This is a genomic window from Lysinibacillus sphaericus (genome assembly GCF_015844675.1).
Taxonomy (GTDB): domain Bacteria; phylum Bacillota; class Bacilli; order Bacillales_A; family Planococcaceae; genus Lysinibacillus; species Lysinibacillus sphaericus_E.
This window is the reverse complement of the sequence record NZ_LDGC01000075.1, coordinates 97,282-123,838: the sequence shown is the minus strand read 5'-3', so window position 1 is coordinate 123,838 and position 26,557 is coordinate 97,282. Positions and strand designations below refer to the sequence as shown.

At 37.5% G+C, this 26,557-nt stretch carries 24 protein-coding genes; 18 read left to right on the top strand and 6 right to left on the bottom strand.

Annotated elements, in window-relative coordinates:
- Window positions 1–144 precede the first annotated feature (144 nt).
- Window positions 145–336, top strand: a complete 192-nt coding sequence (locus tag ABE34_RS19590) for a zinc-finger domain-containing protein (RefSeq protein WP_197144123.1) — start codon at window positions 145–147, stop codon at window positions 334–336.
- Window positions 337–574: 238 nt separating this feature from the next.
- Here the strand turns inward: ABE34_RS19590 and ABE34_RS19585 are convergent, their stop codons facing one another.
- Window positions 575–1,558: an SEC-C domain-containing protein gene (locus ABE34_RS19585; RefSeq protein ID WP_197144122.1), complete on the bottom strand. Its 984-nt coding sequence runs from the start codon at window positions 1,556–1,558 to the stop codon at window positions 575–577.
- Between the two features lie 223 nt (window positions 1,559–1,781).
- A complete protein-coding gene (pepF, locus tag ABE34_RS19580) occupies window positions 1,782–3,590 on the bottom strand; it encodes an oligoendopeptidase F (RefSeq protein WP_197144121.1) in 1,809 nt (602 codons plus the stop codon).
- A 215-nt stretch (window positions 3,591–3,805) separates the two neighbouring features.
- Between pepF and ABE34_RS19575 the strand changes: the two genes are divergently transcribed.
- The 3 genes from ABE34_RS19575 to ABE34_RS19565 all read left to right on the top strand — a co-directional run bounded on the left by ABE34_RS19575 (window position 3,806) and on the right by ABE34_RS19565 (window position 6,010).
- Window positions 3,806–4,735: a hypothetical protein gene (locus ABE34_RS19575; RefSeq protein WP_206700837.1), complete on the top strand. Its 930-nt coding sequence runs from the start codon at window positions 3,806–3,808 to the stop codon at window positions 4,733–4,735.
- Window positions 4,736–5,010: 275 nt separating this feature from the next.
- Window positions 5,011–5,451: a Dps family protein gene (locus ABE34_RS19570; RefSeq protein WP_197144119.1), complete on the top strand. Its 441-nt coding sequence runs from the start codon at window positions 5,011–5,013 to the stop codon at window positions 5,449–5,451.
- 211 nt (window positions 5,452–5,662) lie between these two features.
- Window positions 5,663–6,010 carry a general stress protein gene (locus tag ABE34_RS19565; protein WP_197144118.1) on the top strand — a complete coding sequence of 116 codons (348 nt, stop codon included), beginning with the start codon at window positions 5,663–5,665 and terminating at the stop codon, window positions 6,008–6,010.
- Between the two features lie 130 nt (window positions 6,011–6,140).
- Here ABE34_RS19565 and ABE34_RS19560 read toward each other — a convergent pair whose 3' ends face one another.
- Window positions 6,141–7,040 (bottom strand): DMT family transporter, encoded by a 900-nt coding sequence (locus ABE34_RS19560; protein ID WP_197144117.1) that lies wholly within the window; start codon window positions 7,038–7,040, stop codon window positions 6,141–6,143.
- A gap of 134 nt (window positions 7,041–7,174) precedes the next feature.
- Between ABE34_RS19560 and ABE34_RS19555 the strand changes: the two genes are divergently transcribed.
- The 3 genes from ABE34_RS19555 (at window position 7,175) to ABE34_RS19545 (ending at window position 9,718) form a co-directional block, all read left to right on the top strand.
- Complete coding sequence (locus ABE34_RS19555; RefSeq protein ID WP_197144116.1) at window positions 7,175–8,050, top strand: LysR family transcriptional regulator; 876 nt, start codon at window positions 7,175–7,177, stop codon at window positions 8,048–8,050.
- A gap of 486 nt (window positions 8,051–8,536) precedes the next feature.
- Entirely contained in the window at window positions 8,537–9,202 is a 666-nt protein-coding gene (locus ABE34_RS19550) for a phosphopantothenoylcysteine decarboxylase (RefSeq protein WP_197144115.1), read from the top strand.
- A 360-nt stretch (window positions 9,203–9,562) separates the two neighbouring features.
- Window positions 9,563–9,718 (top strand): YezD family protein, encoded by a 156-nt coding sequence (locus ABE34_RS19545; protein WP_197144114.1) that lies wholly within the window; start codon window positions 9,563–9,565, stop codon window positions 9,716–9,718.
- 230 nt (window positions 9,719–9,948) lie between these two features.
- On the opposite strand, the gene ABE34_RS19540 is transcribed toward ABE34_RS19545, so the two are convergent.
- Entirely contained in the window at window positions 9,949–10,437 is a 489-nt protein-coding gene (locus tag ABE34_RS19540; RefSeq protein WP_197144113.1) for a flavin reductase family protein, read from the bottom strand.
- A gap of 185 nt (window positions 10,438–10,622) precedes the next feature.
- Here ABE34_RS19540 and ABE34_RS19535 point away from each other — a divergent pair, with 185 nt between their 5' ends.
- The gene (locus ABE34_RS19535; RefSeq protein WP_197144112.1) at window positions 10,623–11,408 is read left to right on the top strand and encodes a VOC family protein; all 786 of its coding nucleotides are present in this window, start codon (window positions 10,623–10,625) and stop codon (window positions 11,406–11,408) included.
- Window positions 11,409–11,484: 76 nt separating this feature from the next.
- On the opposite strand, the gene ABE34_RS19530 is transcribed toward ABE34_RS19535, so the two are convergent.
- On the bottom strand, window positions 11,485–11,685 hold the full coding sequence (locus ABE34_RS19530) for a cold-shock protein (protein WP_079560081.1): 201 nt from the start codon (window positions 11,683–11,685) through the stop codon (window positions 11,485–11,487).
- 212 nt (window positions 11,686–11,897) lie between these two features.
- Between ABE34_RS19530 and ABE34_RS19525 the strand changes: the two genes are divergently transcribed.
- A complete protein-coding gene (locus ABE34_RS19525; protein ID WP_197144111.1) occupies window positions 11,898–13,577 on the top strand; it encodes a formate--tetrahydrofolate ligase in 1,680 nt (559 codons plus the stop codon).
- Window positions 13,578–13,659: 82 nt separating this feature from the next.
- Here ABE34_RS19525 and ABE34_RS25260 read toward each other — a convergent pair whose 3' ends face one another.
- Window positions 13,660–13,869 (bottom strand): hypothetical protein, encoded by a 210-nt coding sequence (locus tag ABE34_RS25260; protein ID WP_430982173.1) that lies wholly within the window; start codon window positions 13,867–13,869, stop codon window positions 13,660–13,662.
- Between the two features lie 574 nt (window positions 13,870–14,443).
- On the opposite strand from ABE34_RS25260, the gene ABE34_RS19520 reads away from it, so the two are divergent.
- From ABE34_RS19520 to ABE34_RS19480, 9 genes are all read left to right on the top strand, one after another.
- Window positions 14,444–14,671 (top strand): hypothetical protein, encoded by a 228-nt coding sequence (locus ABE34_RS19520; protein ID WP_197229836.1) that lies wholly within the window; start codon window positions 14,444–14,446, stop codon window positions 14,669–14,671.
- A 997-nt stretch (window positions 14,672–15,668) separates the two neighbouring features.
- Window positions 15,669–16,283, top strand: a complete 615-nt coding sequence (locus ABE34_RS19515; protein ID WP_197144109.1) for an HD domain-containing protein — start codon at window positions 15,669–15,671, stop codon at window positions 16,281–16,283.
- A gap of 591 nt (window positions 16,284–16,874) precedes the next feature.
- The gene (locus tag ABE34_RS19510) at window positions 16,875–18,296 is read left to right on the top strand and encodes an anion permease (RefSeq protein ID WP_206700669.1); all 1,422 of its coding nucleotides are present in this window, start codon (window positions 16,875–16,877) and stop codon (window positions 18,294–18,296) included.
- 240 nt (window positions 18,297–18,536) lie between these two features.
- The gene (locus ABE34_RS19505) at window positions 18,537–20,423 is read left to right on the top strand and encodes an ABC-F family ATP-binding cassette domain-containing protein (protein WP_197144108.1); all 1,887 of its coding nucleotides are present in this window, start codon (window positions 18,537–18,539) and stop codon (window positions 20,421–20,423) included.
- 12 nt (window positions 20,424–20,435) lie between these two features.
- Window positions 20,436–21,560, top strand: a complete 1,125-nt coding sequence (locus ABE34_RS19500; protein ID WP_197144107.1) for a conserved virulence factor C family protein — start codon at window positions 20,436–20,438, stop codon at window positions 21,558–21,560.
- 409 nt (window positions 21,561–21,969) lie between these two features.
- Window positions 21,970–22,878 (top strand): hypothetical protein, encoded by a 909-nt coding sequence (locus tag ABE34_RS19495; RefSeq protein WP_197144106.1) that lies wholly within the window; start codon window positions 21,970–21,972, stop codon window positions 22,876–22,878.
- Window positions 22,879–23,474: 596 nt separating this feature from the next.
- Window positions 23,475–24,707: a M20 family metallopeptidase gene (locus tag ABE34_RS19490; protein WP_197144105.1), complete on the top strand. Its 1,233-nt coding sequence runs from the start codon at window positions 23,475–23,477 to the stop codon at window positions 24,705–24,707.
- A 2-nt stretch (window positions 24,708–24,709) separates the two neighbouring features.
- A complete protein-coding gene (locus ABE34_RS19485; RefSeq protein ID WP_197144104.1) occupies window positions 24,710–25,798 on the top strand; it encodes a tartrate dehydrogenase in 1,089 nt (362 codons plus the stop codon).
- A 1-nt stretch (window position 25,799) separates the two neighbouring features.
- Entirely contained in the window at window positions 25,800–26,546 is a 747-nt protein-coding gene (locus ABE34_RS19480; RefSeq protein WP_197144103.1) for an SDR family NAD(P)-dependent oxidoreductase, read from the top strand.
- Window positions 26,547–26,557: the final 11 nt, after the last annotated feature.

Sequence of the window (26,557 nt, the reverse complement as noted above, 5' to 3'; positions counted from 1 at the left end):
TACATTAATTGTACATCAATAGTGCTTTTTCACAATATTTTAGTTGAAGTTAAATATGGATAAACAAAATAGTTGCTTGTTCAAAATGTTCACTTCATAATAGTAAGAAGCGAAATTTGGACGTGAAAGGAGCGAGAGTTCAAATTGGATAAAGTGACGGTTATGAAAGATATTGATGAACTACATGATATGTATTGTGCTGATTGCTTAGTGATCAAGCAATTACGAAAAGAGCGTGGTAAATCTGGAGCTCATCGCTTCTGTATTGAAGCCTGCACAATAGGAGAGCGACTACAATTTCTTGGTGAAGAACTCATGAAGGTATATAGTAAATAATGTTTTCACATATTGCAAAAATGTCTTTGAAGTAATCATAGGACTAAATGGACTATGTTTAAATAAAGTAAAGCTTAATGAAAAAATTTTTACTCAATTAAAATGGTGATGGTTGGATACCGTAAAATAAGCTACTTTATTGTTGTTTCACTACCGACAAATGTAGCTTTTTCTATGGTAACAAAAATGCGCCACACACTCTAAAATCTGAGCGTGTAGCGCAATATAATTTTAAGTATTATTTAGTTGCAGCATAGGTACTTAAGTCTTGGTAGTATTTTGTGAGAGAAGAAGCTGAAATATCGAATGTCGCTGCAATTTCTTTTACTGTCAATGATAGCGGCTCGAACAGCTCTTTTTCTTGACCATATCGAATCGCGCCAGCAGCAATCGCAGCCTCTTTGCGCGCAGATGGTTGTCCTTCAATTAAGTAGTCTTCTAAAAGCTCTAACATAGGAGCTGTTTCACGATCATTTTGCTCAAGGAAATCTTTCACTTGTGTGATTACATTGCTCTCAAAATTCGTGAATTCCTCGCCTTTATAACCGTTTGACACAAGTAACTCCCAAAAGGATAAATGCTCTTCTTTTAAGAATGCGCCAACCTTCTTCTCAGAAGCCTCGAATTTTTTATTAAATTGCTCAAACACCTTCGCGTGATCTTCCGGGAAGAAGATCAGCGTTGAAACAGCTAAATAATGCTCTGATTTTTTTGTACCATCCGGTAAGATGAATGCAAAGACATGCATACCTTCAGGGATTGGTTTGTCATTTTCACGACGAATATAAATTTCTTCATTTGATAACACATGTGTAGCCTTGAAATATTTTTCTTCTACAACAGACACAGAACCAATAAATAGACGAGGTTGTGACCAGCCTTCTAACACTTTTACAGTAGAAGGTCTTACCGCTTTTTTCTTTGTTTTCTTTAAGTAACCTTTCCAAATAGATGGCTCCTGATGGAAGAAGAAGTCGTCTAACGCGATTGCTTCAATTAGCTCTCTTTGTAGTACGCTTTCTAATTTAGGCTGCCATGTACCTACATGCTCGATATAAGCGCGAACATCTTTGCGTTCTGGATATTCTAAGTAAAATGTTTGTAGTACACGTTCTAATTCTTCGATTGCTACAGTTTCTACTGTAACCTGCTGTTTGCCTTCACAACATTTTTTGTATTTTTTGCCGCTTCCGCAAGGGCATGGATCATTACGTTTTACCATAATTAGAAACACTTCCTTTGAAAATTGTTAGTCGAATTTTGCTAAATAAATTGCATCTACTTAATAATAACGGTACATTTGTATGAAGAAAAATGATTGTCTATTTAGAAATATCAAAAAATGGACGCCCTGATTCTATTATATGAACATATTTTCCAACTTAGAACTAAAAAAAGAAAACCATCTACGCTTTATAAATAGCATAGATGGTTCTAAGGTTTGTTTAGCTTTTGATAGCTTCCATTTCTGTTGTTAATCGTTCAAGCTCATCAACGAGGTGACCAATGTAAGCAATCGTATCTTGAAGCGGCTGGTCTGTTGTAACATCGACACCCGCCATTTGAGCTAGCTCTACAGGTGACTTCGTACCGCCAGCTTGAAGGACGGCTAACCACTCATCTACCGCCGGCTTACCTTCTTTTAAGATACGCTTGGATACTTGTGTAGAAATTGTTAAGCCAGCACTGTATGTGTATGGATATAAGCCCATATAATAGTGTGGCTGACGCATCCATGTAAGTTCTGCACCTTCAGAAATGTCGACAGTATCGCCCCAGAAATCTTCAAGGACAGAACGTTTTAATTGATTTAAAACCGAAGCATTAACAGCTTCACCGGCATCAATTAATTCATATACTTTTCGTTGATATGCTGCCTCTAGTAAGTGTGTGACGAAATTATGATAGTATGTTTTGGACACAATGTTTGAAATAACCCAACGTTTGAAACGAGGATCTTCGTTATGGGCCAATAAATAATTGGCTAGAAGCATTTCATTCATTGTTGATGGTGCCTCGATAAAGTATAACGAAGGACGACTATTAAAATAAGATTGATGGGCATGTGCATTCACAAAGTGACCTGCATGTCCTAGCTCATGAATAAGCGTAAATACCTCATTCATACGTTCATTCCAAGACATTAAAATATAAGGGTGATTACCATATGGACTTGAACAGAATGCCCCAGTAGATTTTCCCTTGTTTGTTGCATAATCAATCCAGCGCTCGTTAAATGCCTTTTCAATCATGTTCTTGTAATCATCGCCCATAACCGATAATGATTTCTCAACATATTCTTTTGCTTCCGACATTGTTAATTTTGGATCATACTCTGGATCTAGTGCTATTTTTAAATCTGCAAAAGTCATGTTCTCGATATCGTTCGCTTGTTGAATAAGCTTTGCGTAACGGCGCATATGAGGCGCAAGCTCTTTAGTAATAAGGTCTATTTGACGATTATAAAGTGATCGATCAACATCCTGATCAAACAATAAATAATCAATGATAGAGTCAAAGCCACGTAAATCTGCCATTGTTTTTTCTTGTTGAATATGTGTGTTATAAATTTTTGCAGTTGTGTGCTGATAATCTCGTAACTTACTAGAAAATGCTTCAAATGCAGCACGACGTACGTTTGTATCAGCCTCGAACTCCCAGTTGTTTTCGTATAATACAAAACTTAATGGATGCTTTTCACCATTTGCCTCAAACTGTCCAAAATGCATATCAACAAGCTTTGTCGTATTATATGTTTCATAAGGTGCTTTAAAAGTTGAGCTAAATGCAGCTAATGCCTTTTCTACTTCAGGGTGCAGCTGATAAGGCTTTTGCTTTAACAATTCCTCTAAATAAACTTTGTAAATAGGACTCAACTCAGTGGCTTCTTGTAAAATTGCCTCGTCTAGTGCTAGTAATTCACTGCGTACGAAAGAAAATGCGCTACTTATTTTACCCACCGCAGTACTGTATTTGGCAGAGCGCATTTGCGCTACATCATCTGTAAGATCTGTTTGAATATTTAAATTTGCATAAGTGCCAATAGGGACGATGCTTTTCTGTAATGCTTCAAAAGCTGTTAAAACTTCAATTACTTTTTGCGCATCCGTAATTGTACCTTGATACTTGTGTTCAAAGCTTAGTGCATCCTCTACAAGTTGAGCTAAAACAGGCTCAAAATCCGCATCATTTTCAAATAAATCTTTTAAATTCCATGTTTCTTCTACTGGTACATCTTTTCGTAATACTTCCATCAATAAACACCCCTTATGTGTAAGTGTCTCCATTATAACGAAACTATTTCGGAAAGTGAAATAATTATAGAGAATAGTTTAAATATTTTTAAAAATAGAATAACGAAGTAGAAACTTATGTTCGTGTTGGGTATAATGGATGGAAAGAAGGGAGGAGGAATGAAGTTATAAAGCAGTTAGTGTGGGAAAAACCAGATGTATATAGACTTAGCCAAGTGAATCAAGATAATTTATGGAAGAAGTTAATTGCGGATTTGTTTGAAGATTTTTTGTTGTTCTTTTTGCCAGAATTACACTTAGAGGTAGATTTTTCGAAGCAAGTAGAATTTTTGCAACAGGAGCTTTTCAAAGAAATTATTGAGCATCGTCAAGGGCGCAAAATAGCTGATCAAATTGCGAAGGTTCATTTAAAAAATGGGAAAGAGCAATGGATTCTTGTCCATACGGAAATACAAGCTGGAGATGAAATGCATTTTGCGAAGCGTATGTTTGAGTATTTCTATCGTATTAGGGATCGATATGGAAAGAAGATTGTGGCTATTGCTATTTTTACGGATAAGAGTACAAAAAGCACGAACTGGTATCATGAAAAGTATTATGGTACAGAATTAATGTACACTTTTAATAAATTTGTTGTATCTGATTTTGATGAAGAAGAATTGAAAAAGTCAACGAAGCTACTCAGTAAAGCATTACTAGCATCTCTTTATTTGAATCGTACAAAAAATGAAATGAGTCTTCGTAGTGCGTACAAAAGAACTTTACTAAGAGAAGTATGGTCATTAGAAAATGTTGAAAAAACAGAAGTAAATGCGTTACTTTACTTTATTGATTATTTATTGAAACTACCAAGAGCTATGACTGAGCAACTTATAAGAGATGTAAAAGAGGAAATTAGAGGGGAGGAAGAAATGTTGCATCAATATAAAGAAGATTTACCACCGACACTTGCTGGAGTATTGGAATTAGAGAGGCGGGAGGGCATTGAGTTAGGAATCGAACAAGGAATCGAACAAGGAATCGAGCGTGGCATGAAACAAATAATTTTAGGTTTAATTGAAAAGGGTGCTGAAGATGAGTGGATTGCTGAAGTTGCAAAGCTTCCAGTGGAAAAGATAAGAGAAATTCGAAAGGAACTTAAATAGTCTAATTGTGTAGAGAGACAAATTGCCAATCTATTTTTAGGTTTGTTGTAAGTTTTCTAACGTCCTAATGATGAAATCTTATTGTGTGAAATTGTTGTGGAACTGCAGTTGCCTCCTTTTGTAAGGCAAATCTTCTCACGGGAAGATGTTTTGATTTTGTATGATAAATGACTTTTATAAATTGTTTGTGTTAATGGTAAAAAATGTGTGTATAGCAAATATACTTTGCTACGCATACTAATGGTTAGAATAACTGGCACATTGGAGGAGAAACAATGACACAAAACTTAAACAAGCAATTAAATAAACTTGTCGCTACATGGTCTATACTTTATACGAAATTGCACAATTATCATTGGTATGTTAAAGGAAATGCCTTCTTCACACTACATGCAAAATTTGAAGAATTATATAATGAAACAACCTTAAATCTAGATGAAATTGCAGAGCGCATTCTTTCGAAGGATGGACAACCAGTTGCTACGTTAAAAGAACATCTTGAGCTGTCCTTTATCGAGGAAGCGACTGGTAATGAGACGACGGAGGAAATGGTGGCTACAACCATTGCAGATTTCCAAAAAATTATGAAAGCTTTACATTCAACAATGGGGCTTGCAGCAGAAGAAGGGGACGATCGAACAGAGGATTTACTGAATGCTATGTACCAGTCCCTTGAAAAACATACATGGATGTTAAAGGCCTTCCTTGGACACTAATAACCAGAAATAAATGATAGGCAATGGAAACTCGCTCATGCATTTCCATTGTCTTTTTTTTTATTGTTTCACATGGTTGTTTCAAAAGATAGACATAAATCACAAAGAAATAACATATATTACAGTTCGGAAAAGAATGGGCAAAATATGTTTTTTTTTGAATAGGAAGGGTAGATACTTAGTAAGCCATACAAGTTAGGAGGAATTGAACATGATAAATGAACAAAACCCACAAATTGAAGTGGCCCATACAAGGGAAGAAATGCTTCATATTTTAGAAAGTATGCGATTAGAAGCATATCAAATAGAGGACATTCATGTTATTGCAAAGGATCCAAGCCAATTTGAGGATGTAGAATGGGCTATTAATGTTAAAACCCATGAGGCAGGGAACTGGGTGGATCAATTTAAGTCTTGGTTTACCGGTGAATCGGCTGTGACGGAAGGATTAAAGCGTTTTGATCTGACAGAGGGACAAACAGCTTATTATTCTCATCTCGTAGAACAAGGTGTCATCGTAGTTTTTGCTGAGCCTACAATTGAACCTATGACGACATAATCTAGTGAAAGGTGATTGAAAGTCATCTTCATTCACATAATAGGGAATATTTGCTTAGTACAATACGGAAAACAGAGTGAGTGCACATGCATCACTCTGTTTATTTGTGTAGAATGGTTTCAAAATTGATTTAATGAATCGCTTTTTTGTGGTCATGTTTTTTTATAAAGCGTAATACATGAAGCTGCTCGAATTGAGCAACAAGGTTACCAATTAGAATAAAGCTACCACCTATTAATACTTTTATCGTTAATCCTTCTCCTAAAAACATCATGGCGAACATCGCTGCAAAGATTGGTTCTAAGGAAAATATTAGTCCTGTATGTGTAGCAGAAGTGAACTGTTGTGCAACAGTTTGACCTACGAAACAAAATGCACTACAAATGACACCGAGTCCAATAATAGCAATCCAAGAAGTCGTTGTATTTGGAAGTGTAGGTGTTTCAAAAATGAATGTTAATACGAGTGCATATAATCCAGCAAAACCGAGCTGGTAAATGCCATATGAAATGGATTCAACGTTACGCGTAAATGTACTGTTTAACAGTAAATAAATCGAATATCCGAGTGCAGCTAGGGCTATTAAAATATCCCCTTTTTGAAAGGTAAATGAACCGTGGGCAGTTAAAACTGTAATCCCAATCATAGTGCAAACAATCGCAAAACTAACTGCTCTTGAAGGTAATTTCTTTTCAATAAAACTGCTGATAATAGGTACTAAGACAACTGTTAGACTTAAAATAAAGCCAGCATTTGATACCGAAGTTGTTTCTAGTCCAAATAGGCTTAGAACGAACACAATGAATAATATAAAGCCTTGAATAGCCGCATATTTTAAAGTTTTAGCATCGGCCTTAATCATGCGTTTGTAAAAGATGATTCCTGCTGCCAAAAATGCGATGATACAACGCAATGCTACCACATTATAAACAGCCAATGTTTCAAGCCCCATAACCATAAAGGTATAAGATAATCCCCAAAACATTGTCACTATAACCATTAATAAATTTGCTTTTCCTTGGATACTCATTATGCTCACCTACATTCTGTGTACTAAAACAGTTTATAACCTAAAATTTACTATATCTCTTGTATTGTGATTAGTAAAACGAATGTTTATAATAATCAGTATTAAAAAAATTCATGTATATAGAGGACAAGACAATGAGTTTAGTTAAATATGAGATTTTGAATAAAGTGGCTGAGGTAGCTAGCTTTACAAAAGCTGCGGAGGCATTAGGATTAACTCAATCTGCTGTAAGTCATGCTGTTTCAAGTTTAGAAAAGGATTTCGGCTTTGCACTCATTCACAGAAGTCGAGCGGGTGTCTCATTAACAAGTGAAGGAGACGCAATGTTAAGGTCAATGAGACATGTTCTCGATGCAGAGGAACTGTTGCAGCAAGAAGCAGCACATATACTCGGTGTTACTCGAGGGAAAGTGCGAATAGGTGTAATTTCAAGTATATCGTCAAACTGGATGCCGGAAATTATTCGAATTATGGAAAATCAATTTCCTGGTATACAAGTTGAATTACGCGAGGGAGATTATTATGAAATCGAACAATGGCTATTGAGTGGAGAGGTGGATGCAGGATTTTTAAATGGTCAAAAGTCGAAGCAATTTCAGTTTATCGAACTACAGCAAGATCCGTTGCTGTGTATAGTTTCTGATAAAAGTCCGCTTTATAATAAAGCGGAAATTGATATTGTGGAACTAGAAGACATGCCATTTATCATGACTTCACATAAAGGAACAAATGATGTAAAAGTACTGTTAGAGCAATATCACGTGAAGCCAAATATTCGTTTTGAACTATCTGAAGAGGTAGGAATCACGTCGATGATTTCCCACCAACTTGGAATTAGTATTTTACCGAAATTAGTGACGAATAATTTGCCGCCTACGATAAAAGCTATACCGTTAAAACAAGGTGGCTATCGGACAATTGGAATTGCAATGAAACACCATGCATCACCAGTGACCAAAAAATTTGCGGAAATACTAAGTTCTTGGTTAAAAGAGCAAAATAGGAATTGATTTATTTGTAAGTCTTAAAGGATAGCAACTTTCTCTATAAAAACAGCATTGAAGCATAACATAGCATTACGCTAAAATAGTATTTGTATATTTATCTTCATTCAGAAGAAGATTCCCACCTCTAAAGGTGGTGAGATGAATGCAATTTTGATTACTTTTTCAATGGGTGTCCAAACACCCACTGAAATAGAGGAACTCAGTATAAGAACGCCACGTACTGTGGCAACGACTGAGTGACCAACATCATGTTGGCCTAAAGCCTCGGGCGGATGTCACGGATTTTTAAAGGAATGAATACAAGGATGTTAGCCTAAAACCTTTGCATCCTGCGAAAACGGCTAACTGACCTGCATCGGTAAAAACGCCACGTCCTGTGGCATTACCGAAATGACCGACATCGTGTCGGCCCTCGTGCAGGCCTAGGCACAATTCAAAATCCGGACGCAATTACGCCAAGGCGAAATTGATTAGAAAAAAGGTGAGTGTATGGGGACATTACAAGGGAAGACCGTACTCATTACAAGTGGGGGAACACTTGAAAAATGGGATCGTGTGCGTGGGCATACGAATTTATCGAAAGGATTGATGGGCTGTTATTTAGCGGAAGCGGCACTAGCGGCTGGGGCAAACGTATTGTATATGCATGGTTATTTCGCTCAGCTTCCAACGAATAAAGATAAAATGCGTACCATTCGATTTGAAGGCATTGAAGATTTAGGCGAGAAAGTTCGACATGCTGTTCAAGAAGAGCATGTGGATATCGTCATTATGGCTGCTGCTGGTTCTGATTGGCTCATTGATAAAGTGTATGACCAGTCTGGGACTCTAATGGAGGAGGCAGGCAAAATGCCATCTGACGAACCACCAATCATCCACTTTAAAAAGGCACCTAAAGTATTAGGTCAAATAAAAGCGTGGAATCCGGAAGTTACATTAGTGGGCTTTAAACTTGAGGCAACAGATGACGAGGAATTTTTAATGTCCCGTGCACGTCTACGAATGGAATCGGCCAACGCTCAGTTTATGGTAGCTAACAGCTCGCAATCTTTATATGGTGGCGATGAACCTCACTGGATTGTACCGGCTAAAGGTGAACCGAAAAAGGTTATGGGCAAACAAAAGACAGCAGAAGCATTAATAGATCTTTTATAAAATGATAAAGCTGTGTAGAGGTAAAATAGACTCTACACAGTTTTTATTTTTGTTTTTTTGACTATGAAGAATGAGTTGATACTAACTGGCATAACTAATAGATAAGCCTCATTTTTCTTAATTTCTTAGTAAACAACTAAGTTTTCTAATGTTTATATTGACAATAGGTTTTCTGAATTATAGAATTATTTCCAAGAAACGTAATTCTTTTATCGGGAGCGGTAGAGGACTTGGCACAAAATGAGGCTTCTACGATAACAAAATAGTATAGGTCAAACCTAGGAGAGCTCCTAAGGGTTAAGGGGCTATGATTGACGCGTTGGCTCTTTTGTACAAAAAATAAAAGAAGAGGTGTATCGGATGACTCAACAGGCAAAAGTAGATGACAAAAAACTAGAGGCAATTGCAAAGGCAATTCAAAATTTGGAGTTTGGAGAAGTACACATTACGATTCAAGATGGTGTCATTGTGCAAATTAACAGATTAGAAAAGCAGAGATTTCCACAGAAAAGGTAAAAGGTATGATGATAGGCGGACGGATGTTTCTAGGTCGCGGGGAATATTTCCTTAACATTATAGCTAGCATTTTTTAGGGTATGGGGAGCCGGCTATCTTTTTTACTTAATCTGAAGGGGATCATCATTTGAATTGGATTAAAAACACACATAATTAAAAAAGAACAACTCAACGACAAAAACCAGGATGATTATGGTGAATCATCCTGGTTTTGCGTATATTCTTATAACCTATTCATAAAAACTTTTTGGGATTTCACCAATATGTCTGCGATGATACAGTAAAGGTTCCTTCTGTGCATTGTCAATTTCTAGGACCTGCCCGATAAATATCGTATGATCTCCAGCATCGATTTGTTGAAATGTTTTACATTGTAAAATGGCTGCAGTATCATGCAAAACTGGAACACCTAATACAGAACTTGACCAGTTAGCCTGGGCGAAGCGATCTGGAATTTTACTTGAAAATAGTGTACATAGATGCTCTTGATTATACGCTAAAACATTAACAGCAAACTTTTGAGCTACTGTAAAATATGGATGTAGCTGTGATTTTTTATCGAGCGACCACAAAATAAGGAGTGGATCTATAGAAACGGATGCAAAGGAATTGACAGTTAAGCCAAAAGGTTCGTTTGCGTCGTTACAAGCAGTGACTACCGTTACGCCTGTTGGGTAATTTCCTAATGCTTGTTTAAAAGCAGCAACTTTGTCTGTCATTCTAATCACCTCTTCAATGATTTTTGGAAATGAAAAATCTCTTTTTGATGAACCATCAGCGTGCCAATCATCTCCTTGCTGGGTACTGTTTATATTTTTAATAATTGTAATATTCTTAATTTTATTTTAAACCAACAAAACTAACTGGTAAAGTATATAATAGAGAAAAAAAGGGGGGGCTAGACATGTCTTTATATTTTGACCATTTAGTTCATCAAGTTCAATCACCAGAGAATACAAAGATTTTCTTAAATAAACGTAATATCCATACAGTTAACGGTGGTCAACATACAATGTGGGGGACATTCAATACGTTAAGCTACTTTGGATTAAACTATATTGAGCAAATAGCCATCTATGATCGTCAATTATTTGAAAATGCAGTGAAATTACCTTATTCACTACATTATACGTTTAAACATACAAACGAGCGCTATGGTTTTTCAAGAATTGCGTTACGTACAAAAAACATTAAGGAAGAGGGACAACGATTACGTGCACTTGGTTTCGAAGTATATGGACCTGATGCTTGTAGTCGTACAAGACCAGACGGCTCCGTAGTTAAATGGAAGCTCTTGCACTTTGGGAAGCCAGGGCTGGAAATCGATTTCCCGTTTTTGATTGAGTGGGCTGATACTGACGAGGAACGTGTTGCGCAATTAAAAGCAAATGGAGCCATTAAGAGCGATCAACCCATATCGATGGAATCTGTACAATTTTATGTAAAAGATGTGCAAGCCACAGTGAAACTATGGAGGGAAGTATTACAATTACCAGAGCCTGAAATACAAGAAAAGTTTATTTCCCTACACTTACCAAATATTCGCTTAGATTTTTATGACGAAGTTACTGCGGCTACGATGGCGCTAGGTCAATTAAATGAAGGGCCGTTTGGGGTTACACTTAAGGATACTGATAGAACGAAGGAAACGTTAGTTTTTCCAGGAGCTTTTTATTGGATCAATAGCTGAGGTTAAAGAGTTTAAAAGATTTATGAAGAGCATTTGAAAAAAGGAGCCGTTCATCAAATGAACAGCTCCTTTGTACTTAAAATTTTACAACATTTGACGCTTGTGGACCGCGATTGCCTTCCACCACATCAAATGATACCTTTTGACCTTCTTCAAGTGTACGGAAGCCTTCCTCCTGGATTCCCGTAAAATGTACAAATACATCTTCTCCATCATCACATTCAATAAAGCCATAACCTTTTTCATTATTGAACCACTTTACGATTCCCTGTTGCAAAAGCATTCGCCTCCCATGCGCTTGAAAGTAGAATAAAATCAACTAAGTCGTGAAATAATTGAGAAAATGTGAAAAAATGCATTTTCATTAAGAACATACATGAATTGAGCAAAGTTGTCAATTGATTGTCGAAATGCTTGTATAACTTCCTATGATTTTTTTCACAATAAAGTCTATAATGGAAATTAACAACATAGAAAGTAGGATGCCAAATGACAACGACTAATCAACCTTTATCAGATCTAGAAATCGCTAATCAAGCGGTGATGAAGCCTATTACAGAAATCGCGAAAGATGCAGGTATTCCAGAGGATGCACTTGAGCAGTATGGTCGCTACAAAGCAAAAATTGACCCACTAAAAATAACAGCACATGGTGAGGACGCAAAGGTAGTATTAGTTACTGCCATTAGTCCAACTCCAGCGGGTGAAGGGAAGTCAACTGTAACGGTTGGACTTGCTGATGCACTTCATCAATTGAATAAAAACGTTGTTGTTGCTTTACGTGAGCCATCACTTGGCCCAGTAATGGGCGTGAAAGGTGGTGCAACAGGTGGTGGATACGCACAAGTTGTACCGATGGAGGATATAAACTTGCATTTTACTGGCGACCTTCACGCTATTACGACTGCGAATAATGCATTATCAGCCTTTATTGATAATCATATCCACCAAGGAAATGCTTTAAACATTGACCCTCGCCGTATTATTTGGAAGCGTGTAATGGATTTAAATGATCGCACCCTTCGTAAAGTTGTTGTGGGTCTTGGTGGTCCTGTACAAGGGATGCCACGAGAGGATGGCTTTGATATTACCGTTGCATCAGAAATTATGGCAGTTTTTTGTTTAGCTACAAGCATTGAAGATTTACGTGAACGTTTAGCAAGTATCGTAATCGGTTATACATTTGAGCGTGAACCTGTATTCGTTCGAGATCTTCAAGTGGAAGGTGCTTTAACATTATTATTAAAAGATGCCTTTAAACCAAACTTAGTGCAAACACTTGAAGGAACACCTGCCATTATCCACGGTGGGCCATTTGCCAATATTGCACACGGCTGTAACTCGATTATGGCGACACAAACGGCTCGCCAGCTAGCTGATATAGTTGTAACAGAAGCAGGTTTCGGTTCAGATTTAGGTGCTGAAAAATTCATGAACATTAAAGCGCGTAAAGCAGGCTTTAAACCAAGTGCAGTTGTTATTGTAGCTACAATCCGTGCATTAAAAATGCATGGTGGTGTACCAAAAACAGCGCTTGTAGGCGAAAATGTTGAAGCACTTTTACAAGGAATTGAAAATTTAGCTAAGCATGTTGACACGGTTCGTACATTTGGCGTTGAACCGATTATCGCTTTAAATCGATTTATTACCGACACAGAAGCGGAGTTAGAAGCAGTGCTGAACTGGTGTCAAGAAAATCATGTTCGTATAGCTCGTACAAATGTTTGGGAAGAAGGCGGTAAAGGTGGATTAGCCTTAGCTGAACAAGTAGTAGCCGTATTAGAAGAAGAAAATAACTTCTCTCCTTTATACGATGTAACAGAGTCCGTTGAAGAAAAAGTTCGTACGATTGTTCAAAAAGTGTACGGTGGGAAAGATGTACAGTTTACTGAACAAGCGAAAAAGCAAATTGCCCAAATCGAAAAATTCGGCTGGGATTCTTTACCGATTTGTATGGCGAAAACACAGTATTCTTTATCTGACCAACCAAGCCTTTTAGGACGTCCTGAGGGCTTTACTATCACAATCCGTGAAGTGATTCCAAAACTGGGCGCTGGATTCTTAGTTTGTCTTACAGGCGATATTATGACAATGCCAGGTTTACCAAAAGCACCAGCTGCCTTACGCATGGATGTAGATAACGAAGGACATGCGGTAGGGTTGTTCTAAGAAAAAAATGCAAGGTTTCGTAAAAAAATAAACACAACATACAAAGCTGCTCCTATATGTTATAAAGGGCAGCTTTTTTAATTTAAAATATCCCCCATGTGAATAAGAAATAACTGGATAACCATAAAAAAATTGCAATTCGAATTAGTATATACATTGCATATTCAAAAAAAGAAAGCGTTCTTTCACATTTAATCTTTTTTAAAAGTCTAATAGTAAAAAACGAACATAAGAGTAGGACTGCTATTGAAATTTGATAAATGTTCTCTAACAGACTATTCAACATAATCATCCCCTCAATCAAGATTATATGAGCTGTCTTGTTTTAGTATGCTGTTCATCTTGAATAGTAGGTTACAAACATGAAACAGGCTATGTAGTTCACTGGTATAAAGGAGGAATGCCAGTGTCAAATCAATATTTATTAATAATTCGTTCCTATTTCCTTTATACATATACTCCCACAACAAGGATTGCCCAAAAGTTTTCCCACTTCTTGAAGTTGGTCCTATTTCTAATCAGCACGATATGTTTAAGCGCACATTATTTTACTTGGCGCAACTTTATACTTCACAATTACAAAAGGGTATGGGGTATCATGTAATTTCAACTTGTTTCCTCAAACCGGATATTATCACAGTACATTCCATTTTTATGAGGATAAAACTTTAAAGCGATTAATTATACAGGATGATGCTTTGAAAGTGCACTTTATTGAAATGAATAAATTTCTTGAACAATGGCATAGGGGAGTTCTGAAGCCACTGGATGATATTTAAGCTCGTTGGTTGTTATTATTAGGAATGGTCGATGCACGAAAGAAAAAGGTTTATGATAGCATTTATTGCGAATTGGAGGAACTAGCGATGAAGGACGAACATTTATTACAGGCATTCAATGTCTGGGAAGAACTAAGTCTTTCTCAGGAAGATATTATTGCTTATCAATCCCGCTTAAAATATATCCTTGATGAAGAGGCAAAGTTAGAGGATGTAAAGCATATGGCAGAGCAACAGGGAATAGAGAAAGGAAGAAGAGAAGGAAAAGAAGAAGGGAAAAAGAAAAAGAAGAAGAAATTGCCAACAATCTTTTAGTGTATGAAATGGATATTGATTTTATTAGTAAAATAACAGGCTTATCTGTGGAACGGATTGAAGAAATAAAAGAGAGGTAAAATTCAAAATCAAGATTATAAACAACGATAAGATTAACAAGGCTCGTCATGTCTCTAAAATCTCCCATGTTCAGAATAATTAATGTCTAAGAAGGGAAATAGGGAATAACAAGAAGCGATGTAAAAGGAGATAGGAGATATATGTCTTTGAAATGGAAATCGAAGAAACAATAAAAGCTGCCATCATCTACACTAGTAAGATGGGCAGCTTTCACTTTTTCTTCAGCGGGTTGGTAATACGTAACATAACTATCGTTCCTACTTCCTTCATAACTTATTACTTCATTTACGGCTTAAATGAAATTCGGAAAAATGGTTGCCTAAAAAAGAATTCTCTAGTTTTGTTAGCACGACTCTGATATTTTGACTTTTCGCAAATGTTGGCATGAATTCGATATGTTATTTGTTATTAATGGGAGGAGTTACGTTCACACATACTCAAGGGTATGATTACAGAAGGTAACGTCAATTAATGATACAAATATCACACGCTTGCGACAAATGGTCAAAGCTTTCTAGTTCGTGACAACAAGCTATCTGTTTGTTCACTTATTTCGTCATGTACATTCGCTATGCGGGTTGAAACAAAGAATTTCTAAGGGAAAAATGTTCACTTTTATTTGTTTTCTTGGATAATTGATTTACACTATACGCACGTCATCTTTCAACACAGTATTCAATTGCAAGCCCGCTGAAGTTGTTAAATCTGTCAAAACATAGTTGCTGTACACCACTGAAATAGTGAGTTACAGAACAATGTTAAATGTTCTGTACATTCACCTTACAATATTCTGAAAAGTTTGTCAATTGAAATCATTTTGCGATATTGTTTTTTTAAAGCCTCGAGGTTGCTTAATAATTGCCAACTATTCTAAGCAATACAGTATAATAATGTACGAAGGGACTGAACTAAGATTATGAACAATTTAATGGACAAAGTACGGGGAATTTACGAACAATTTGATGCTAGTCATGATTTTCAACATATTGAACGTGTTTATCAAAATGCGTTAGCGATATTAGAAACAGAGTCAGAAGCGGATGCAGAAGTTGTGAAAATTGCTGTGCTCTTGCATGATGTAAGTGATAAAAAGTATACCGAAAGCAAAGAGCAAGAAAATAAGCTGATTGCTGAGCTACCTTTAAGTGAAGATAAGAAGCAACATATTCGGGATTGCATCGAACAAGTATCGTTTAATGGTGGCAACGAACTAGAAGCAACTTCTCTTGAAGCAAAAATAGCACGGGATGCAGATCGTTTAGATGCAATTGGAGCAATCGGTATTGCACGGACGTTTGCTTTTGGAGGGGCTAAAGGTCGAAAGCTTTATGACAAGGAAGAAAATGCGCGTATGGATATGACTGAGGACGAGTATCGTAGTAAAAATACATCCTCAGTTACTCATTTTTATGAAAAGCTCTTATTGCTGAAGGATTTAATGATTACAGAGAAGGGCAAACAAATGGCTGAAGAACGCCATCAATTTATGGTGCAGTTTTTAGAGCAATTACAAAATGAGATTGGTGAGTAATTATTCACGCTTCCAAAAATAATGTGGGCTAATTAAATAGATGTTTCATCAAAAATCCGTTGTCTACTCCAATAGACAACGGATTTTTTTAGAGCTGAAATGTCGATTAATTTACGCCTGAAAGAAGAATGATTCAGGTTAAGTATATTTTTTCTTGTCAATTTTTTTGCTGCCGCTCGAGTGAACGGGGCATAATTGAACTTTGTAAGATTATTATATTGTCTTTGCATGAAATAAAATATTTTTTTACTTTCTGGAATGTGTGGGATTGGTTCAAGCCTAAAAGGTAATTTACACGCTATTCGTATCTTTTTAGTATAGTTGCGCATGCTAACCTCAATAACTATGATGTTTCAAAAGTTAATAAAACAAAAAAATGACATAAAAAACGGATATATACAATCAAAGGTGAATTTTTTTTGAAAGATAAGCCGAAATTCTTTTCATCAGTTACGTAAAGTATATATAATTACTTATGCTTTTTCGACAATGGGGATCTTGATTTTGTCTATAGTTTATTCGGGTATTAGATCGTGGGAGAAATCGCCTGTTAAAAAACATTGGGGTAACCGTCAAAGGAGCATTAATATTATGAAAGAAGCAAAAAGCTCAGTCAAATGGATTCCTTTCTTCATTTCCCTTGCTGTTGGCGTAGCAATCTGGTTTTGTCCAGTACCTTCGGGAGTAGATGAAAAGGCATGGCATCTATTTGCTATTTTTGTTGCGACAATTATAGGATTTATATCGAAACCGTTGCCAATGGGAGCGATATCCTTTATTGCTATGGCTATGATTGCCATAACAAATACATTAACTATTGAAGAGACTCTAAGCGGTTTTGGCAATTCAACGATTTGGCTAATTGTTATTGCCTTCTTTATTTCTCGTGGATTTATTAAAACGGGACTAGGTGAACGAATTGCCTATGTATTTGTTCGTCTTTTTGGGAAAAAAACTCTGAGTTTGTCTTATTCTTTATTGGCAAGTGACCTAATATTAGCACCTGCTATTCCTAGTAATACAGCTCGTGCTGGTGGTGTTATATTTCCAATCATCCAGTCTTTATCTCATACTTTCGGATCTAAACCGGAAGATGGGACGGAGCGTAAGATGGGGGCATTTTTATTAAAGGTAGGCTTTCAAGGGAATTTAATAACGTCTGCTATGTTTATGACAGCCATGGCAGCAAACCCTTTAATTGTAAAGTTAGCAAGTGATTCAGCTGGGGTAACGATTACTTGGTTTGGTTGGGCATTGGCCATGATTGTCCCTGGATTAACAGCTTTAATCGTTGTTCCTTATGTTATTTATAAAATTTATCCGCCTGAAATCAAGGAAACACCAGAGGCAGCAGCTATTGCTAAAAAGAAATTGGATGAATTTGGTCCATTGAAAAGTTCTGAAAAACGAATGATCGTAGTATTTGTTGCTGTGTTGTCGTTATGGATTGGTGGAGACTACTTAGGCATTAGTGCTACTACAGCAGCTCTTATTGGTCTTTCATTACTTTTATTGTTAGATGTATTAACATGGGCAGATATTAAGAAGGAAGAAGGCGCATGGGATACACTAATTTGGTTTGCAACGCTATTTATGATGGCATCTTTTATGAACAAACTAGGGTTGATTCCGTGGTTTAGTAATGAAGTGGGTGGACTTGTATCTGGGTATAGTTGGATATGGGCTGTAATCATATTAGCATTAGTCTACTTCTATTCTCATTATTTCTTTGCGAGTTCCACTGCTCATATTAGTGCGATGTATGCAGCGTTTTTATCTGTTATGTTGCAAGCAGGTGCACCAGCAATGTTGGCGGCTATATTATTAGCGGCATTTAGTAATTTATTTGGCGCCACTACTCATTATGGTTCTGGTCCAGCACCGGTCTTCTTTGGTGCAGGCTATATTGATCAAAAAAAATGGTGGACAGTTGGTTTTGTAGTTTCCGTTGTAACAATTCTGATTTTTGTTATTGTAGGAGGATTATGGTGGAAGCTTCTTAATTATTGGTGAAATAATTAGCTTCTGTATCCGGATGGAAAAATTTTCTATCCGGATATTTTTTTGTGATTTTTACCCTTCTTCATTTTGCATGTAATGGAGGAGGTTTTTTTAGAGGGGTAAGAAGAGTTTGTTGTCCTTTGTTTACCTGTCATTTGGTGTTATGATAAAAATGGATATCAATAATAAACTACATATTAAAAGTAGTATGGACATTAAACAACACCTAAATGAAAGAGATGGACAAGTGTAATGAGTCATTTAATTGTACAAAATTTAACGAAAACAGTGGGCGATAAAACGCTCTTTCAAAATATTGAATTTACCATTTATGAGGGGGAGCGAGCTGGGTTAATTGGTATTAATGGTACTGGTAAATCCACATTGCTTTCTATTTTAGCAAATGAAATCGAAGCGGATTCTATGGAAGTTGACCGCCCAAATAAATATCGTGTTGCTTATTTACCACAGGAGCCTACTTTTAATAGTGGCGAAACTGTGTTACAGGCAGTGTTTGCAGGGGATTCACCTATTTTAAAACTGAATCGAGAATATGAGGAAACGGTTGCTGCACTTGCCTTAAATCCGACTTCAGAAAGTTTACAAAAAACGTTATTTAGCTTGCAACATCGTATGGATGAAGAGCAGGCATGGGATGTCAATGCTCTTGCTAAGACAGCGCTTACGAAGCTTGGGATTGAAATGTTTGATAAAGAAGTATTAACACTGTCAGGCGGTCAGCAAAAGCGCGTTGCTTTAGCAAAAGTGTTAATCGAGCCGGCAGATCTTTATTTATTAGACGAGCCTACCAACCATTTAGATGTACAGTCTACAGAGTGGCTACAAGAAATGGTGTTACGATTAAAGGGAGCAGTTATATTTATTACCCATGACCGTTATTTCTTAGATGAGCTGTCTACGCATATTTACGAACTGGCTGATCAAACATTATACCGCCATACGGGGAATTATGGGGATTATTTAGAATCTCGTGCTATTCGTGAGGAAATGAAAGCAGCCTCTGCACAAAAGGATCGCAACCGCTATCGCTCAGAATTAAAATGGATTCGTCGTGGTGCGAAAGCGCGTTCTACGAAGCAAAAAGCACGTATCCAGCGCTTCGAGCAGTTAGAGGATAACTTGGAGCGTAAATCTGAGGATGTCTCTCTTGAAATGGGACTAGCAACAACACGACTCGGTCGGAAAGTTTTAGAGGCTGAAAATATTTCAAAGGCATTTGGCCAACAAAAAATCCTTGATAACTTTTCATTTTTACTACAGCAGGGCGATCGTATTGGTATTATCGGCGCGAATGGTGTAGGAAAATCAACATTATTGAACATGCTAGCAGGAGAGCTAACACCTGATGCTGGTGAAATTCTTGTTGGTTCGACAGTGAAGTTAGCACATTTCAAACAAACACTACCAAAGATGAATGAAAATGAGCGAATGATTGAATATATTCGTGAAGCTTCAAATGATATTACAGATGCAGAAGGTGTACGCTATTCGGCTGCTCAAATGCTGGAGCGCTTCTTATTCCCACTTCATGCACACGGTACACCTATTGGTAAATTATCAGGTGGTGAACGTAAACGTCTGCATTTATTACGATTATTAATGGAGCAACCGAACGTACTGTTACTAGATGAGCCTACAAATGATTTAGATATTGAAACATTAGGTGTGCTAGAGGATTTCATTGAGCATTTCCCTGGAGTCGTTATAACGATATCCCACGATCGCTTTTTCTTAGATCGAATCGCGAAGAAGCTGTGGATTTTAGATGGTCTTGGGCATGTTGAAGAGATGCTTGATATTTACAGTGAATATTTACTAAAGCGTGAACAGGAAGCAGCTGTAAAGGTAGAGGCTCCAAAAGTTGAAAAACCTAAGACCGAAAAACCTAAATCAGACAAGAAAAAATTATCTTTTAAAGAGCAAAAAGAATGGGAAACTATTACTGATGACATAGAAAAGACTGAGACAGCGATTATGGAGACAGAAGAAGGTATTGCTAATGCTGGAGCTGATTTTACAAAGCTACAGGAATTAACGGCGAAGCTAGATGAGCTGAATGCAAAATATGAGCATCTGATTGAAAGATGGTCGTATTTAGATGAAATCGTAAACGGATAAGGAGCGATAGACATGAAGATTATTACAATTGAGCCGACACCAAGCCCTAATTCTATGAAGATTGTCGTTGATACAGAGTTACCTTTTGGCAAAAGCTATAATTTTACAAAAGATAATAAAGATGAAGCAACGGGTGAAGCGGCAGCAATTTTAGCAATTGAAGGTGTTAAAGGTGTGTATCATGTAGCAGATTTCTTCGCTGTTGAGCGTAACGCAAAGTATGCATGGGAAGGTATTTTGGCAAGCATCCGTCAAGTGTTAGGTGAAGATGTACAGGAAGTAAACAATGAACAAGTTGCCAATGAATTTTATGGTGAAGTGTACGTCCATGTGCAGTTTTATAAACAAGTACCGCTTCAAGTAAAGGTGTTTGATAATCAACGTGAGCACCGTGTAAGCTGTGGTGAGCGCTTTGTGGAAGCTTTCAATAAAATTATTGAGACAGCAGTTGATGAAAATTATATTTTCCAACGTAAGTGGATTGACTATGGTGTACGTTATGGAGAGCTTGAGGAAATTGCAGAAGCCGTAAAACAAGAAATCGATGTAACTTATTCAGAGGAACGTTTAGCGGAGATTATTGCAACGATTAATGATTCTGAGAAAACTATTGAGAAGCCAGCTAAGCTAAAAATTTCTGTTGAACAGTTTAAACAACCAGAATGGGAAAAACGTTTCCAACTGCTTGACCAAATGGCAGATCCAGAGCTAGATGATTTACCACTTTTAGATTTAGCGTTACAAGATGAGCAAATGTCTATCCGTCGACTTGCAACCGTTTATTTAGGAATGATTGAAGATGTAGCGGTTGTACCTTTTTTGGAAAAGGCATTACAGGATAAAAGTGCAGCGGTACGTCGAACTGCAGGAGATTGTATGAGCGACCTCGGCTTAGTGGAATTTGAAGACGCGATGCAGCAAGCATTACAAGATAAAAATAAACTAGTTCGTTGGCGTGCAGCTATGTACTTATATGAAATCGGTACGGAGAAATCGTTAACGGCATTAAAAGCTGCTGAAGAGGATAAAGAGTTTGAAGTGAAGCTACAAGTAAAAATGGCGATTGCCCGCATCGAACAAGGTGAGGAAGCAAAAGGTTCTGTTTGGAAGCAAATGACAGAATCTCGCCAGCAATAAAATGAAAAAACCAGCGTCTATTTGAGCAATTCAAATAGACGCTGGTTTTTTTATATTTCAATTCCATTTTTTGTTAGGCTGTTTTTTTATAGATTGTTGCTTCCTAGAATGTGTATGAAGCAGTCGAATACTTAAGAAAAACAGATCAACTAGTCTTATTGAAGGAAATTACTCCCTAAGATTAAGGATTTTCGTTTTGATTTTCTTTCAGTCATGTTTTTTTCATAAGTTTCATACATTGAAATCTCACAAGTTATTTTATAGTGGAACAGGAGAACAGGAACATAGGAGAGCAGGAGCATATTCTATATCGGTACCCTTGAAGTTTAAGCTATAAGAGCACAGTGCATAATAAATAATAACAAATGACAAATAAAAAAAGATTATAGTTTTTAAGGAGGGAAGATAAGTGCAGTTGAAATACGATTTCGTAGACTTACCTTTAACTGAAATTAGAGTAGGCGCAACAGGAAGAACACTATTCGATTATTGTCTTAACCGTAGCCATATATTTGCCTTAGCAATGAATGAAGTCTTTGGATATAACATCATTGCAATTTGGCTTCCAATAATACAACACAACAGAGTTTTGCAGATGAAACTATTAAAGGTATATTTAGAAACATCTTATTTAGGTAAACCATATTTGTTCGATCCATCAGGCAATATCCAAACATCTGAAGTACTTAAATATGAAGGGGCTATTACAGAGCTTATCGCCCCCCAACAGTTTAGAGATCAAATGAAAGATTTGACTAAAACGTATTCTGAGGGAGATTACGATGAAACTAATTTCGACAACTTATTCGCTCAAGAACTTGATGAAATAAAACAATTCATACTAGAAAATCCGAGTCGATACGTCCCTATCTTTAGTTATATTGAGAATGCTCTTACAGAAAGTGGTTGGGAGCAAGTAGAGAGAAGCTTATATCATCCAGATAAAGAAGAACCATTTCACCGAGCTGTTACCGGGTGTAGATTTTCTGCTACTCGTTCAGTTGGTCAATTCCAACATACAATCGTAATCGATGTATTAAAAGACGGGGGAGTTATATACCATATTGAGACCGATGATAATCACCGTATCTTCCAGACTGGTGTTTGCTCTATGGAACAATTCACCCTTGTTCTAAAGGAATGCGTCGATATTAAATATCCTATCAGATCACAAGTAATGATAGCTGCCTTAAAGATAACGGGCGAAGTCATCTATACTACTATTAATAACAACTACAAACCGCTTTATTTAGTTGATTTTCTCGGCGGTAAACACTGGCTAGAAAATGATGATTTAATGGCCATATCCACTAACTAATCTCTAGCAGATTAAAGTATCTTTCACCACACAAACACTAGAAGGCGTATCCTGTTCATAACAGGATACGCCTTCTCTAATTGAACTAACTTGCAAATGTCAGAGCTCTAACATTTTGTATGTTGTGTCCAGTCTTACTTTTCCTCGAATCCACCTGTGGTTATGCAACCCCAAACATAGTTTAGTTTATTAATGATTTAAAAACTTGAAGCTATATAAAATTAATTTCTCCATCATTACTTTTAAATTCGGCTAAAGATGAGATGACATTTTGATAAAACCTATGTCATGCAAATAAGTTGATTGGAGTGGAGGCTTGACACCCCCAAGAAGCTTTGCTCTGTGCGAAAGCGTATCGACAGCAAGCCCGGCCGGAACGGAAATCAACCCCATGTTATGGTAATGATCCCTTAAGTCTCTTTTTATCGAAAAATAACATAATATATATTATTTTTGTGTTTTCTAGCTTTTCACTACTAAACATAAAGTTAAAAGCATTCTATATATTATTTACAAATTGTCTAATGCTTGTTGAATCGGATAATGATAAAATGAATTAATTTCAGAATATTCTATAAAATATAGGAGGCTTATAAATGACAGTAACTAGTTTAAAGACGACGGAATCTTATTTACGTGACCGCGAAGCAGTTATTGAGCTTACACAAAAGCTAGTACGTATAGAAAGCGTTTACCGAGAAGATGATCCAAATGGCAATGAACAAGAAGTTGCGAATTATGTAGCTCGATATTTACGTGATATAGGGATTGAAACACATGTTGAGGAGGTTGTGCCAGGTCGGCCGAATGTCATTGGTATTATTGACTCGGGTAAGCCAGGAAAAACACTCCTCTTTGAAGGACACACAGATGTCGTTACTGAAGGAAATCGTGAAGCGTGGACGTACGATCCATTCGGTGCAGAAATTATTGATGGTCGAATGTATGGCCGAGGTACAAATGATACAAAAGGGAATCTTGCGTGTATGATTACAGCTTGTCAGTCGTTGCTACTGGATCAGGAGGAATTTACAGGCAAGATTATTTTATGTATTCCATGTGATGAAGAAGGGTTAATGCTTGGTATTAAGCATTTTATAAAAAATGGCTGGGCAGATGATGTGGATGGAGCGATTATATGTGAGCCAGAGGAAAACAACGTTTGTATCGCACAGCGTGGGGCAATACGCTTGAAAGTGGATGTTTTCGGTAAAATGGCGCACGGTGCGATTTCTTGGAGTGGCATTAATCCGAACTGGCGCATGGCACGTTTCATCGTAGAGCTTGAAAAATTGGAAAAAGAAGAGCAGGCACGTTTAGGACGTGATCCGATGCTTAACTGGCCATCTATTACACCAACGATTTTACGCGCGCCTGTAAAAGGAGATGCGCAAATTAATGTCATTCCTGATCATTGTATGACGACGCTTGATATTCGTACAGTTCCTGCACAGGATCACGATGAGCTTCTCGGTAAAATTGAGGGAATTATTAAACGCCTGCAAGCAGATGATCCGGATTTTAAAGTTGAGTTAACAGTACTTGATAATCGTCCTGCGACAGCAACAGCTAAGGAGGAGCCTGTTGTACAAGCCATTTATGAGGCAGTCGCTGAGGTAACGGAAAAAGAGCCGAAATATAACGGTGTCCCAGGGGCTACAGATGGAACATTCCTACATGTGCATGGGGTACCGATCGTTACCGTTGGAGCGGGTGATCGTGATATGCCCCACCAAATTGACGAATATGTCGATATCGAAGAATTAGCAGAAACTACAGCCATTTACCGTTTAGCAGCATTAAAGTTTTTAGCAGGTGATGCACAATGACTATGACTCACACAAAAATCGCAGTCATTCCAGGTGATGGCATTGGAAAGGAAGTTATGGAGGAAGCACTAAAGGTACTAAATTCTATTCAGGAACATGATTCATCTTTACAAATAGAAACAACAATGTTTCCTTGGAGCTCAGATTATTATCTCGAAAACGGTCGGATGATGCCAGACAATGCATTAAAGATACTAAAAGAATATGATGCGATATTATTTGGGGCTATTGGAGATGCTCGTGTTCCGGATGACGTGACAGTATGGGAATTAATTATGCCGATACGAAAAAACTTCCAGCAATATGTAAATTTCCGTCCGATTAAATCATTACCTGGTATAGCCTCCCCTCTTGCTAATGGAAGGGATATTGATTTTGTGATCTTCCGTGAAAATGCAGAGGGGGAATATTCCGATAGTGGTGGGCGAATTTATCATTGTCAGCCACAGGAAATGACGATTCAAAATACGATTATGACACGTATCGGTATTGAAAAGATTGTCCAAGCCGCCTGTGATTATGCCTATAAAAATGGCAAAACAAAAATTACGAGCGCGACAAAATCGAATGCTATTATACATTCAATGAAGTTTTGGGATGAGCATGCTAAGAGAATTCTTGCACAAATCTCACCAGCACTAGAGTTAGAATCTATCTATATCGACGCTTTAGTAGCTTATTTCGTGGAACGACCGCAAGATTTTCAGGTTGTTGTGGCCTCCAATTTATTCGGAGATATTTTATCAGATTTAGGTTCAGCCATCGTTGGTGGTCTTGGGTTATCACCGTCAGCGAATTTAAATCCAGAAAGGGAATTCCCGTCTATGTTTGAGCCTGTACATGGGTCAGCACCAAATATTGCAGGAAAGGGCATAGCAAACCCAATTGCACAAATTTGGTCACTTGCTTTGTTACTTGGACATATCGGAAGACCTGATTTAGAGGTGCTAATAGTAAGTGCGATTGAGGCGGTACTTCGAGAAGGGGCTGTGAAAACCGCAGATATTGGTGGACAGGCGACAACGGCACAAATGGGTGATGCGATTTGTCAGGAGATTATCAAAATGAATTTAGCGGCAAGGGGTGTATAGCATGGCAGTAGTACAAAAGGTCATCATCGTAACAGGTGCTGGTGGTGGTATGGGAAAAGCCATTATTCAGGAACAACTTGCAAAGGGCAATATTGCTGTAGGGCTTGATTTATCAGTAGCTTCTTTAAATGATTTAGCACACGATGCCTTGCGATGCTTTGAGGTCAATGTCTTACAAGAGGAGCGTGTGAACGAAGTCTTCAAGCAGATTTTTAATGAGTATGGACGGATTGATGGACTTGTCAACGCGCTTGGTATAGCGCAGGCGGCAAAACCGATTGAGCAAGTGACGATAGACGAGTGGAACCGGTTAATGGATGTCAATGTTAAAAGCTTATTTATTACAACAAAGGCAGTCGTTCCTTATATGAAGGAGCGGCTAAAGGGCTCAATTGTCACAATCGCTTCCATTTCTGCAGTACGACCACGCCCAGGTTTACAGTCTTATATTGCATCTAAAGGGGCAGCGGAGAGTTTTACACGTGGTTTGGCTATTGAGCTAGCTCCGTTCCAAATACGTGTGAATACGATTCACCCAGGGCCAGCTGATACGCAGATGCTGTCTCAATTTACGGCACAAGGAGCGGACGTTGAGCAAACGAAGCAGAGTGTCTTTGTTCAATCGGTCCCACTTGGGCGATTAGTGAATCCATCAGACATTGCCGGAGCGGTAAGTTATTTACTCTCTGATGCAGCGAGCATGGTTACAGGAACGACAATGCATGTAGACGGTGGTCGTGGACTATAGGAGGGATACGC